12 protein-coding genes and 1 riboswitch are annotated in these 11469 nt (G+C 62.4%); of the genes, 10 read left to right on the top strand and 2 right to left on the bottom strand.

What is annotated here, in order from left to right:
* Positions 1-107 precede the first annotated feature (107 nt).
* From J3P86_RS06590 to J3P86_RS06575, 4 genes are read left to right on the top strand one after another with little or no spacing between them, the layout of a single operon-like run.
* Complete coding sequence (locus J3P86_RS06590; RefSeq protein WP_434569497.1) at positions 108-1100, top strand: Bug family tripartite tricarboxylate transporter substrate binding protein; 993 nt, start codon at positions 108-110, stop codon at positions 1098-1100.
* A gap of 55 nt (positions 1101-1155) precedes the next feature.
* Complete coding sequence (locus J3P86_RS06585; protein WP_305496223.1) at positions 1156-1617, top strand: tripartite tricarboxylate transporter TctB family protein; 462 nt, start codon at positions 1156-1158, stop codon at positions 1615-1617.
* Position 1618: 1 nt separating this feature from the next.
* A complete protein-coding gene (locus J3P86_RS06580) occupies positions 1619-3133 on the top strand; it encodes a tripartite tricarboxylate transporter permease (protein ID WP_434603045.1) in 1515 nt (504 codons plus the stop codon).
* Positions 3126-4169, top strand: coding sequence for an AbrB family transcriptional regulator (locus tag J3P86_RS06575; RefSeq protein WP_434653364.1), 1044 nt, complete (start codon positions 3126-3128; stop codon positions 4167-4169). The genes J3P86_RS06580 and J3P86_RS06575 overlap by 8 nt, the downstream gene beginning before the upstream one ends.
* 110 nt (positions 4170-4279) lie before the next feature.
* On the opposite strand, the gene ung is transcribed toward J3P86_RS06575, so the two are convergent.
* Positions 4280-4972: a uracil-DNA glycosylase gene (gene ung / locus J3P86_RS06570; protein ID WP_305496226.1), complete on the bottom strand. Its 693-nt coding sequence runs from the start codon at positions 4970-4972 to the stop codon at positions 4280-4282.
* A gap of 131 nt (positions 4973-5103) precedes the next feature.
* Here ung and J3P86_RS06565 point away from each other — a divergent pair, with 131 nt between their 5' ends.
* Positions 5104-6216 carry an enoyl-CoA hydratase/isomerase family protein gene (locus tag J3P86_RS06565; RefSeq protein ID WP_434699707.1) on the top strand — a complete coding sequence of 371 codons (1113 nt, stop codon included), beginning with the start codon at positions 5104-5106 and terminating at the stop codon, positions 6214-6216.
* Between the two features lie 207 nt (positions 6217-6423).
* On the opposite strand, the gene J3P86_RS06560 is transcribed toward J3P86_RS06565, so the two are convergent.
* Positions 6424-6843 carry a hypothetical protein gene (locus J3P86_RS06560; RefSeq protein ID WP_305496228.1) on the bottom strand — a complete coding sequence of 140 codons (420 nt, stop codon included), beginning with the start codon at positions 6841-6843 and terminating at the stop codon, positions 6424-6426.
* 305 nt (positions 6844-7148) lie between these two features.
* A riboswitch (guanidine-I (ykkC/yxkD leader) is annotated at positions 7149-7250 on the top strand.
* 60 nt (positions 7251-7310) lie between these two features.
* Here J3P86_RS06560 and J3P86_RS06555 point away from each other — a divergent pair.
* From J3P86_RS06555 to J3P86_RS06535, 5 genes are read left to right on the top strand one after another with little or no spacing between them, the layout of a single operon-like run.
* On the top strand, positions 7311-8378 hold the full coding sequence (locus tag J3P86_RS06555; RefSeq protein ID WP_434699706.1) for a putative urea ABC transporter substrate-binding protein: 1068 nt from the start codon (positions 7311-7313) through the stop codon (positions 8376-8378).
* Positions 8379-8393: 15 nt separating this feature from the next.
* Positions 8394-9209 carry an ABC transporter permease gene (locus tag J3P86_RS06550; protein WP_024616101.1) on the top strand — a complete coding sequence of 272 codons (816 nt, stop codon included), beginning with the start codon at positions 8394-8396 and terminating at the stop codon, positions 9207-9209.
* Positions 9206-9994, top strand: a complete 789-nt coding sequence (locus J3P86_RS06545) for an ABC transporter ATP-binding protein (RefSeq protein WP_434625452.1) — start codon at positions 9206-9208, stop codon at positions 9992-9994. Before J3P86_RS06550 ends, J3P86_RS06545 begins: the two co-directional genes overlap by 4 nt.
* Before the next feature lie 13 nt (positions 9995-10007).
* Complete coding sequence (locus J3P86_RS06540) at positions 10008-10733, top strand: urea amidolyase associated protein UAAP1 (protein WP_434625454.1); 726 nt, start codon at positions 10008-10010, stop codon at positions 10731-10733.
* Positions 10734-10744: 11 nt separating this feature from the next.
* Positions 10745-11386, top strand: coding sequence for an urea amidolyase associated protein UAAP2 (locus J3P86_RS06535; RefSeq protein WP_434625456.1), 642 nt, complete (start codon positions 10745-10747; stop codon positions 11384-11386).
* Positions 11387-11469: the final 83 nt, after the last annotated feature.

The raw sequence follows: 11469 nt of genomic DNA, 5'->3' as shown, positions 1-11469 counted from the left end.
CGCAGACCGAACTGCCGCGTCTTTGAAACGCGTTTGCGGATCTGCACCGTACATGTTCTGCGAAGCCTGACTTGAAACACACAACAACAACTCCTGTGGAGACAAAAATGAACCTATCACTGCGCAAAGTAGCCTTGGCCGCCGGATGCCTGATGTTCGCCGGGCAATTGCTCGCCGCGGACCCATCCAAAGAGCCGAAGCGCCCGGAATGCATCGCACCCGCTGCCCCTGGCGGCGGTTTCGACCTGACCTGCAAACTGGCGCAGAGCGCGCTGGTCAACGAAAAACTGCTGACCAAGCCGATGCGCGTCACTTACATGCCCGGCGGTGTCGGCGCGGTGGCCTACAACGCAGTCGTCGCACAACGCCCTGCCGACGCCGGCACGCTGGTGGCCTGGTCCAGTGGCTCGTTGCTGAACCTGGCGCAAGGCAAGTTTGGCCGTTTTGATGAAACCAATGTGCGCTGGCTCGCTGCCGTCGGCACCAGCTATGGCGCCATCGCCGTGAAAAGCGATTCGCCCTACAAAAACCTCGACGATCTGGTACAGGCCCTGAAGAAAGATCCGGGCTCGGTGGTGATCGGTTCCGGCGGTACCGTCGGCAGCCAGGACTGGATGCAGACCGCTTTGATTGCCAAGGCCGCCGGCATCGACCCGCGCAAACTGCGCTACGTGGCCCTTGAAGGCGGCGGTGAAATCGCGACCGCCCTGCTCGGTGGCCATATCCAGGTGGGCAGTACCGACATCTCCGACTCCATGCCACACATCCAGAGCGGCGACATGCGTTTGCTGGCGGTGTTCTCTGATAAACGCCTGGACGAGCCGGAGATGAAAGACATCCCGACCGCCGTGGAACAAGGCTACGACATCCGTTGGCCGGTAGTCCGTGGCTTCTACCTGGGCCCGAAGGTCACCGATGCAGAATACGAATGGTGGAAAAACGCCTTTGACAAGCTGCTGGCCTCCGAAGAGTTCGCCAAGCTGCGCGACCAACGGGAACTGTTCCCGTTCGCCATGACCGGTCCGGAGCTGGACGCCTACGTGAAGAAGCAAGTGGCCGACTACAAGATGCTGGCCAAAGAATTCGGCCTGATTCAGTAATCGCCTCTGTTCTCGCGGCGGCACCGGCACACTCGGCGCCGCCCAGGAGTTAGTCATGCTCGTCATCCAACGTATTATTGCCGCGGTGCTGCTGCTGGCCTGCATCGGCCTGGCACTGATGGCCTGGCCCTATCAGGCTGCCTTTTCCTATGAACCGGTTGGCCCGCGTGCCTTTCCCCTGCTGATACTCGGGCTGATGGGGCTGGCGCTGCTGTACATGCTGTTTCGTCCCACGCCCGTCGTGCACAGCGAAGACGATCCGCACCTGGACCGTGAAACCCTGCAGAAGATCGGTATCTGCGTGGCGCTGTTGCTGGTATTCGCCGGGACCTTCGAGCCCTTGGGATTCATCCTCGCCAGCATTCTGATCGGCGTGCCGATGGCACGTCTGTACGGCGGCCGCTGGGTGCCGAGCGTGGTGATCATCAGCCTCATGGCCATTGGTCTTTATCTGTTGTTCGACAAGCTGATGGACGTGCCGCTGCCCCTGGGCCTGCTCGGCGTCCTGGAGAATTGATATGGATACCCTGAATTATCTCGGCCAGGGTTTTGGCGTTGCACTGACGCCGTACAACCTCGTCACCGCGTTGAGCGGCACGCTGATCGGTACCGTGGTCGGCCTGCTGCCGGGCCTGGGCCCGATCAACGGCGTGGCGCTGCTGATACCGATTGCCTTCGCCCTGGGCCTGCCGCCGGAATCGGCGCTGATCCTGTTGGCGGCGGTGTACCTGGGCTGCGAATACGGCGGACGTATCAGCTCGATCCTGCTGAACATCCCCGGTGAAGCCTCCACCGTGATGACCACCCTGGACGGCTACCCGATGGCCCGCCAAGGCCTGGCCGGGGTGGCGTTGTCGCTGTCGGCGTGGAGTTCGTTCATCGGCGCGTTCATTGCCACCTGCGGCATGGTGTTGTTTGCGCCACTGCTGGCCAAATGGGCGATCGCCTTCGGACCAGCGGAATATTTCGTCCTGATGGTGTTTGCCATTGTCTGCCTCGGCGGCATGGCCGGCGACCGACCGCTCAAGACTTTCATCGCTGCGCTGATCGGGCTGTTCCTGTCTTGCGTCGGCATCGATGCGAACAGCGGCGTGTACCGTTTTACGGGTGACAACATCCATTTGACCGATGGCATCCAGTTCGTCGTGCTGGTGCTGGGCCTGTTCTCCATCAGCGAGATTCTGTTGCTGCTGGAAAAAACCCATCGCGGCCAGGAAGCGGTGAAAGCCACCGGGCGGATGATGTTCAACTTCAAGGAAGCGGCCTCGGTGTTCTGGGTGAACATCCGCTGCGGCGTGCTCGGTTTCATCATGGGCGTATTGCCTGGCGCGGGCGCGACCCTGGCCAGTGCCGTGGCCTACATGACCGAAAAACGCATGGCTGGAGCCAGTGGGACGTTCGGCCAGGGCGACAAGCGTGGCCTCGCGGCGCCGGAAACCGCCATCGGCGGCGCGGCCTGCGGCGCGCTGGTGCCGATGCTGACCCTCGGCGTCCCAGGTTCCGGCACCACGGCGGTGATGATCGGCGCGCTGTCGCTCTATAACATCACGCCCGGCCCGCTGCTGTTCCAGCAACAGCCGGACATCGTCTGGGGCCTGATCGCTTCGTTGTTCGTCGCCAACGTCATGCTGGTGATCCTCAACATCCCGATGATTCGTATCTTCACCCGCATCCTGGCCGTGCCGAACTGGGCGCTGGTGCCGGTCATCGCGATCATCACCGGGATCGGCGTTTACGCGGTGCACGCGACCACATTCGACCTGTTCCTGATGATCGGCATCGGCATCTTCGGTTACATCCTGCGCAAGCTGGATTTCCCGCTGTCGCCCGTGCTGCTGGGCTTCATCCTTGGCGGTCTGATGGAGCAGAACCTGCGTCGTGCATTGTCGATTTCCAATGGCGCGTTGGAAATCCTCTGGTCCAGCCCGATCACCTTCGGCTGCTGGGTCCTGACGGCAATCATGCTGTTCCTGCCGCTGCTGCGCATCTGGCGTCGTCGCAGTGCCCAGCGTCGTGCCCTGGCCAATGTCTGAGGCGACAACTTTCAGACAATGGTGGGGAACACCGCTGGTCGGTCTGGCCGGCGGTTATCTGGCCAGCCTGATCGGCTGGCCCTTGCCCTGGATGGTCGGCTCGCTGTTGGCGATCATCCTGGTGCGCTGTCTAACTCCCTGGCAACTGATGGAAATCCCCGGCGGCCGCAAATGCGGCCAATGGGTGGTGGGCATCGGTATCGGCCTGCACTTCACGCCGGTGGTGATGGAACAGGTCCTCAGCCACTTCGGCCTGATCTTCTTCGGCGCGCTGATCACCAGCGTGTCCAGCATCGTGAGTGTCTGGCTGATGCGCCGCACCGGCGAAGACCGCGCCACGGCCTTTTTCTCCAGCATGCCGGGCGGTTCCGGCGAGATGGTCAACCTCGGCGCCCGCAATGGCGCGATGCTCAGCCATGTTGCCGCGGGCCAGAGCCTGCGCGTGCTGGTGGTGGTGTTGTGCGTGCCGGCTGCCTTCAAATATCTGCTCGGTGACGGCACGCCGGTGCAACACGCCACGGCGGTGGATTGGTTGTGGCTGGCGGTTCTGTTTCCGGCGGGTGCCCTGCTCGCCTGGATCTGGGAGCGCTTGCGCCAACCCAATCCATGGCTGTTCGGGCCCTTGTTGGTCAGCGCGGCGGTGAGCATCGGCTGGGACCTGCACATCGGCCTGCCCGACGGCGGCAGCCAGATCGGCCAATGGCTGATCGGCAGCGGCCTGGGCTGTCATTTCAACCGGCAGTTCTTCCGCCGCGCACCGTCGTTCATGGGTCGTACCTTGATTGGCACGGTGCTGACCATGCTGATCGCCACGCTTGCGGCCCTGGGCCTGAGCACCTGGACCCACCTGGACTTGCGCTCGCTGACCCTGGGCATGATGCCCGGCGGCATCGCCGAAATGAGCCTGACGGCGGAGACCCTGCAACTGTCGGTGCCGTTGGTGACGGCGCTGCAGGTGATGCGGTTGCTGTTCGTGCTGTTTCTGGCGGAGCCGTTGTTCAGGTATTGGGTTCGCAGGCCGGATCCGGACTTGTAGACCGGGGTTGCCCTCTTCGCGAGCAGGCTCGCTCCCACATGGGATTTGTGTTTGTCCTCAAACCCCTGTGGGAGCGAGCCTGCTCGCGAAGGGGCCCTTATTGCCGACCACTAAACCGGCGGCAACCGCCAATCGATCGGCTGCTCGCCATGCTGCTGGAGAAACTTGTTGGTCCGGCTGAAATGCCCGCAGCCGATAAAGCCCCGATGGGCTGACAGCGGTGACGGGTGGACCGAGGTCAACACCAGATGCTTGGTCGCATCGATCAGCTTCTGCTTGCTCTGGGCATGAGCCCCCCACAGCAGGAAAACCAGGTGCGGCTGGTGTTCGCTGACCACTTCGATGACCTTGTCGGTAAAGTGCTGCCAGCCTTTTTTAGCGTGGGCATTGGCATTGGCGCGCTCCACGGTCAAGGTCGTGTTGAGCAACAACACACCCTGGTCGGCCCAGCTCTGCAGATAGCCATGGTTGGGGATATCGATGTTCAGGTCGCGCTTCAATTCCTTGTAGATGTTCACCAGCGACGGCGGCGTCGGCACGCCCGGCTGCACCGAAAAGCACAAGCCATGGGCCTGGCCCGGGCCGTGGTACGGGTCCTGGCCGAGGATCACCACCTTGACCTTGTCCAGCGGCGTGGAATTGAGTGCATTAAAAATCAGCGGGGCCGGCGGATAGATTTCCTTGCCGGCGGCGTATTCACTGCGCAGGAACTCGCGCAACTCCGCCATGTACGGCTGGTCGAACTCGGCACGCAGTGCCTGCTTCCAGCTGGGTTCGAGTTTGATACGGTCGTCAGCGGTCATGGTTGCACCCGGTAGAAACAATGGGCGCACCCTAGGAAAGCCTACAGGGCTTGTCAATTGATCTGACGTCAATCCGGCACTTTCCCCCACAGCAGTCATACTGATCATTCAATTTTCCGATCGAGGTCACGATGAATCTGCACTTCGAAGAACTGACCGGCATCAACGGGGCGCGCCTGGGCGTCGCCACCCTGGATGCCGAAAGATCCTTGAACGCCCTTTCCCTGCCGATGATCAACGCCCTGCGCGATCGCCTCGACGCCTGGGCCCGGGAATCGCAGATTGTCTGTGTGCTGTTGCGCGGCAATGGTGCCAAGGCCTTCTGCGCCGGTGGCGAGGTGCGCAGCCTGGTCGAAGCGTGTCGCGCCCACCCCGGCGAAGTGCCGCCGCTGGCTGCGCAGTTTTTCGCTGCCGAATACCGGTTGGACTTCAATCTGCACACGTATCCGAAACCGTTGATCTGCTGGGGGCATGGCTATGTACTCGGCGGCGGCATGGGCCTGCTGCAAGGCGCCAGCACGCGAATCGTCACGCCGAGCAGTCGACTGGCGATGCCGGAAATCAGCATCGGCTTGTATCCGGACGTCGGCGCCAGTTGGTTCCTGTCGCGCCTGCCGGGCAAGCTTGGCCTGTTCCTCGGCCTTACCGGCGCCCACATGAACGCCAGGGATGCCATCGACCTGGGCCTGGCCGATCGCTTTCTGCTCGATGAGCAGCAGGATGACCTGATCGAAGGCTTGTTGCAGCTTAACTGGCAAGAACAGACCGAGATGCAGCTCAACAGCCTGCTCAAGGCTCTACAGCAAGAAGCACTGCCGCAACAACCCGAAGCCCAATGGTTGCCGCGTCGGCAGCAAATCGATGAGTGGCTGGATGTCAGCGACGTGCGCTGCGCCTGGAAAGCCCTCAGCCTGCTGGTGGATCATCCGGACCCATTGATCGCCCGGGCAGCCAGGACCATGACCGAAGGCTCGCCGCTGACGGCGCACCTGGTCTGGGAGCAGATCAGCCGCGCCCGCCCTTTGTCATTGGCCGGTGTGTTCCGCATGGAATACACCTTGAGCCTCAACTGCTGCCGCCATCCGGAATTCAGCGAAGGCGTGCGGGCGCGGTTGATCGACAAGGACCACAAGCCGCGCTGGCATTGGCCGGATATCAATCATGTGCCGCAAGCGGCGGTCGAGGCGCATTTCCATAAGGTATGGGAGGGGCGGCATCCGTTGGCGGATTTGTCCAATGAGTAACGGACCTGCTTTTGGTGGGCATACCTTTGGTGAAACCCGCCTCCTTGTGGGAGCGAGCCTGCTCGCGATGGCGTCGGCCCTGACAGTAATGCTGTGTCGGGGATACCGCCTTCGCGAGCAGGCTCGCTCCCACAGGGTTTAGAGGGTTAGCTTTACGCAGGCACAAAAAAAGCGGCGCTCAATGCGCCGCTTTTTGCTGCCGATCCGTCAGCGGTGACCGCCCCGTCCGTCATGACCACGTCCATCATGGCCACGTCCCCGATGATCATGCCCACGGTCACGTCCGCCCCGGCCGCGACGGTCGTCATTCCAGCCGCCCCGGTCCCGGCCGTCCCAACCGCCCCGATGCGGATAGGGGCGATACGCCGCTCGCGGTGGCGAGTAATAGCGTGGGCCATGCTGGTAGTAGCGTGGAGCCGAGTAATAACGCGGCGCCGGCTGGTAGTACCGTGGTGGTGCGTAATAGCCACGCGGTGCCGAGTAGTAACTTCCACCGCCGCTGTAATAGACCGGCGCCGGTGAGGTGTAGACCTCGGAACGGTAGTAGCTGGAGCCTCCGTCGGAGTAAGGCACGCAGGCCGAAAGAGTCAAACCGAGAAACGCAATGAGCAGCAGTCGTCGATACATGGCGGCCTCCTGGACCGCGGATGGGCCACATCAGCGACGCTGACGGGCGGCAGTCATCTATTGGGTGACTGACGATTAATCTGACAGCGAAATCGGAATCTGGTGCGACGTTGCAATAACTCGAAACATGTAGCCTTTTGCTTCATTGCGGTGCGCCACGGCACCACAACAACGCATGAATCCGTTTGAGGTACGCGCCTTCCTGGCATGCGGTCGCTCTGGGCCGGGGCTTGCGCGTACTTGGCACGGCTCTCGCTTTAACGAACTTGTGCAGGAGTCATCACAGGTTCGCGGCACCACAATTTGCAATGGCTGACTAGGGTTCCGGCTCGCCTCTGGCGAGTGGCTGGTCCGAGAGTTGGCGACCTCCAGTTGAGGTTACACGGCGGGACAAAAGCCCGGGAGACAAGCCACCGTTCGCGGTGCCGCGTTGCTCCTGTCCGCCCTTGATCAACTGGAGAACCACCATGCTCAAGCTTCGTCTGTCCTCACTGCTCCTCGCCGCGCTTGCGGCCTTCGCGAGCATCCCATCCCACGCCGCGCCCAAGGACCATTTCAACGTCTGCTGGACCATCTATGCCGGCTGGATGCCCTGGGAATACGCCGGCAGCCAGGGCATCGTTGACAAATGGGCGAAGAAATACGGCATCACCATCGATGTCGTGCAGCTCAACGATTACGTCGAGTCCATCAACCAGTACACCGCCGGTCAGTTCGATGGCTGCACCATGACCAACATGGATGCCCTGACCATTCCCGCCGCCGGCGGCGTGGACAGCACCGCACTGATCGTCAGTGACTTCTCCAACGGCAACGACGGCATCGTCCTCAAGGGCGAGGGCAAGAAAGTCGCCGACCTCAAGGGCATGGACGTCAATCTGGTGGAACTGTCGGTGTCCCACTACCTCTTGGCTCGGGCCCTGGATTCGGTCGGCCTCGCCGAGAAAGACCTGAAAGTCGTCAACACCTCCGACGCCGATATTTCTGCCGCCTTCAACACCGACTCGGTCAAGGCCGTCACGACATGGAACCCGATGCTCTCGGACATCAAGGCCCAGCCGGGTGTCAGCGAAGTATTCAACTCCAGCCAGATCCCAGGCGAAATCATGGACATGATGGTGGTCAACACTCAGACCCTCAAAGACAACCCGGCCCTGGGCAAGGCACTGACCGGCGCCTGGTTCGAAGTGGTGGCGCTGATGAACGCCAGGAACGCAGCCGCCAATGCCGCGCTGGAACACATGGCCAAGGCGTCGGGTACTGATCTCAAAGGTTTCCAGGCGCAACTGGACACTACCAAGCTGTTCGCCACCCCCAAGGAAGCCCTCGCCTTCGCCACCAGCGAACAACTGCCCGCCACCCTGCGCAAGGTCGCCGAGTTCTCGTTCCGCCACGGTCTGCTGGGTGAAGGCGCCAAGGATGCCGACGCAGTGGGCATGGCGTTCGCCAATGGCGTGACCCTGGGCGACAAAACCAACCTCAAGCTGCGCTTCGATCCCACCTACGTGCAACTGGCCGCCGACGCCAAGTTGTAGGACCGGAGGACTGGCATGCGCCTGATCAACCGCTACCCCGATCGCCCCAGCCGCTTGTTGCTGGTGATCCTGCCATTTGCGCTGGTGCTGTTTGCCTACTTCATGGGCTCGGCGGAACGGCTGACGGACAACCCCAACGACAAGCTGCTGCCCAGCGCTGTGCAGATGGCCGATGCAGTCAAACGCCTGGCGTTCACCGCCGACGCTCGCAGCGGCGATTACCTGCTCTGGCAGGACACCGCTTCGAGTCTGCGCCGGTTGGCGATCGGCCTGGGCATCAGCGCCCTGGCCGGGCTGTGCCTGGGCATCGCCGCCGGCACGCTGCCGCTGTTCGGCGCGCCGTTGTCGCCGCTACTCACCGTGGTGTCGATGGTGCCGCCATTGGCGATCCTGCCGATCCTGTTCATCGTCTTCGGCCTGGGGGAGTTGTCCAAGGTGATGCTGATCGTCATCGGCATCACCCCGTGCCTGGCCCGCGACCTGGAGCAGCGTGCCCGGGAAATTCCGCCTGAGCTATTGATCAAGGCCCAGACGCTGGGTGCCTCGACCTGGACCCTGATGTTGCGGGTGGTCCTGCCGCAATTGCTGCCGCGCCTGTTGATTTCCCTGCGGCTGATGCTGGGTTCGGCCTGGCTGTTCCTGATCGCTGCCGAAGCCATCGCTTCCACCGATGGCCTGGGCTATCGGATTTTCCTCGTGCGTCGTTACCTGGCGATGGATGTGATCCTGCCCTACGTGGTGTGGATCACCCTGCTCGCCTGGCTGATGGACTGGGGCCTCAAGCGCCTGACCCGCCGAGCATTTCCCTGGTACGAGGGGGCGAAGGCATGAGCTTCATTACCGTGAACAACGTCTGGCAGCAGTATGCCGATCAAGTGGTGCTCGAGCGCTTGAACCTGAGCGTTGCCGAGGGTGAGTTCTGCACCCTGGTGGGTGCCTCGGGTTGCGGCAAGTCGACTTTCCTGCGGCTGCTGCTGGGCCAGGAACGCGCCAGTCGCGGACAGATCCTGCTGGACGGCGAGCCGTTGGCGGGCGAGCCGGATGCCAGCCGTGGAGTAGTGTTCCAGCGTTACTCGGTATTCCCGCACCTGACGGTACTGGACAACGTCGCCCTCGGCCTGGAATTGCCGCGCTCGCCGTTGCTGGGGCGTCTGTTCGGCGGCGCCAAACGCCAGGCCCGCGAAGACGCCGCACAACTGCTGGACAAAGTCGGCCTCGGCCACGCGCTGGACAAATACCCTGCGCAGCTCTCCGGCGGCATGCAGCAACGGCTGGCCATCGCCCAGGCGCTGATCATGAAGCCGCGGGTGTTGTTGCTCGACGAACCCTTCGGCGCCCTCGACCCCGGCATTCGCAAAGACATGCATGCCCTGCTGCTGGAACTCTGGCGGGAAACCCGGCTGACCGTGTTCATGGTGACCCATGACCTGTCCGAAGGTTTCAGCCTTGGCACCCGCCTGCTGGTGTTCGACAAGGTTCGTGTCGATCCCCATGCCCCCGGCGCCTATGGCGCACGCATCACCTACGACATCCCACTGAACAGCGACCGCCGCACCGCCCGTGCCGCCGTCGACGCCCTGCCTGCCGAACTGGCCGGCACGTTGCGTATCGCTTGAAAGGAGAAATTCGATGACCGATTCGATCCAGCTGTTTCCCCCCTTCGCCGAAGAATTGCTGCCCGGTGGCGGCCATCGCTCGTTCGTCCTCAAGCGAGGCCAGTTGCTGCGCCTGACCGATGTGCGTGGCGGTGCCAACGTGAGCCTTACCTTGCTCAATGCCAACGAAAAAACCGAGCGCCTGAACCTGCCGGACAGTCTGAAATGCCAACACACCGCCAAGCTCACCGCCGGTCATTGCCTGTATTCGGACATGGGCCGGGTATTGGCGGCAATCACTGCGGATACCTGTGGCTGGAGCGATAGTTTTGGCGGCGTGCTCTGCGCCGAGGAAGTCGCTGAAAAGTATGGTCAGGGCCGTTACCAGGAACTGCGCAACGGCTTCTTCCGCAACGGCACCGACAACCTGTTGGTAGAACTGGGCAAATGGGGGTTGGGTCTGTCCGACCTGCTGATGACCCTCAACCTGTTCAGCCGGGTCGATGTCGACGAGGCCGGCCACTTCCATTTCGTGGAGGGCAACTCCAAGGCCGGTGACTACATCGAGCTGTACGCACCGATGGACACCCTGGTGGTGCTGACCGCGCTGCAACATCCGATGGACCCGAACCCGCTATACGCGCCGCAGCCGCTCAAACTCAGCTGGATGAACGCCAACCCCAGCGTCGCCGAACACTGCCGCCAATCGCGCCCGGAAAACCAGCGCGGCTTCATCAACACCGACCGCCTGTTCGCCTGAGGATCGTCGCCATGTCACTCGCCATCGCCACTGCACACAAGCAACCCGAGACCGCCGTATACCGTTCCACGATTCCCGCCGGCGAACCCTGGCTGACCGAGGTCAAGGCCGGCCAGACCCTGCGCATCCTCGACCTGGAAGGCAACCAGGCGGTCGATACGTTGTTCTACAGCCTGGCCAACCCCAAGGAACGCTACGACGTGCAACGCACACTGCGCCGGCAGAACAGCGTCTACCTGAGCACCGGCAGCGTGCTGTATTCCAACCTTGGCCGCCCGATGCTGACCATCGTCGAGGACACCTGCGGGCGCCACGACACCCTCGGCGGCGCCTGCGCGCAGGAAAGCAACACCGTGCGCTACGCCCTGGAAAAACGCTACATGCACAGCTGCCGCGACAATTACCTGCGGGCCTGCGCCCACGACGGTCGACTGGGCAAGGGTGACATCGGACCGAACATCAATTTTTTCATGAACGTGCCGGTGACCGCCGACGGCGGCCTGACTTTCGAAGACGGGATCTCGGCGCCGGGCAAATACGTCGACCTGCGGGCCGAGATCGATGTGATCGTGTTGATCTCCAACTGCCCGCAACTGAACAACCCGTGCAACGCCTACAACCCTACCCCTGCGGAGCTGCTGATATGGAACTGAAACTCATGCGCCTGCGCCACTGGCTATTCGCGCTGTGCCAGAGCCGGTCGGGGCAGTGCATCAAATAACGCCTTGGTCTCCTG

The sequence above is a fragment of the Pseudomonas sp. D1-1 genome (assembly GCF_051132225.1).
In the GTDB taxonomy this organism is placed as follows: Bacteria; Pseudomonadota; Gammaproteobacteria; order Pseudomonadales; family Pseudomonadaceae; genus Aquipseudomonas.
Note: the sequence above shows the minus strand (reverse complement) of the source record. Positions and strands in the feature narration are given on the sequence as shown.

Coding starts and splice junctions, on each gene's coding strand:
- J3P86_RS06565 (WP_434699707.1), top strand. CDS start 5,104: ATGAATCTGCACTTCGAAGAACTGACCGGCATCAACGGGGCGCGCCTG.
- J3P86_RS06540 (WP_434625454.1), top strand. CDS start 10,008: ATGACCGATTCGATCCAGCTGTTTCCCCCCTTCGCCGAAGAATTGCTG.
- J3P86_RS06575 (WP_434653364.1), top strand. CDS start 3,126: ATGTCTGAGGCGACAACTTTCAGACAATGGTGGGGAACACCGCTGGTC.
- J3P86_RS06560 (WP_305496228.1), bottom strand. CDS start 6,843: ATGTATCGACGACTGCTGCTCATTGCGTTTCTCGGTTTGACTCTTTCG.
- J3P86_RS06545 (WP_434625452.1), top strand. CDS start 9,206: ATGAGCTTCATTACCGTGAACAACGTCTGGCAGCAGTATGCCGATCAA.
- ung (WP_305496226.1), bottom strand. CDS start 4,972: ATGACCGCTGACGACCGTATCAAACTCGAACCCAGCTGGAAGCAGGCA.
- J3P86_RS06580 (WP_434603045.1), top strand. CDS start 1,619: ATGGATACCCTGAATTATCTCGGCCAGGGTTTTGGCGTTGCACTGACG.
- J3P86_RS06585 (WP_305496223.1), top strand. CDS start 1,156: ATGCTCGTCATCCAACGTATTATTGCCGCGGTGCTGCTGCTGGCCTGC.
- J3P86_RS06555 (WP_434699706.1), top strand. CDS start 7,311: ATGCTCAAGCTTCGTCTGTCCTCACTGCTCCTCGCCGCGCTTGCGGCC.
- J3P86_RS06535 (WP_434625456.1), top strand. CDS start 10,745: ATGTCACTCGCCATCGCCACTGCACACAAGCAACCCGAGACCGCCGTA.
- J3P86_RS06590 (WP_434569497.1), top strand. CDS start 108: ATGAACCTATCACTGCGCAAAGTAGCCTTGGCCGCCGGATGCCTGATG.
- J3P86_RS06550 (WP_024616101.1), top strand. CDS start 8,394: ATGCGCCTGATCAACCGCTACCCCGATCGCCCCAGCCGCTTGTTGCTG.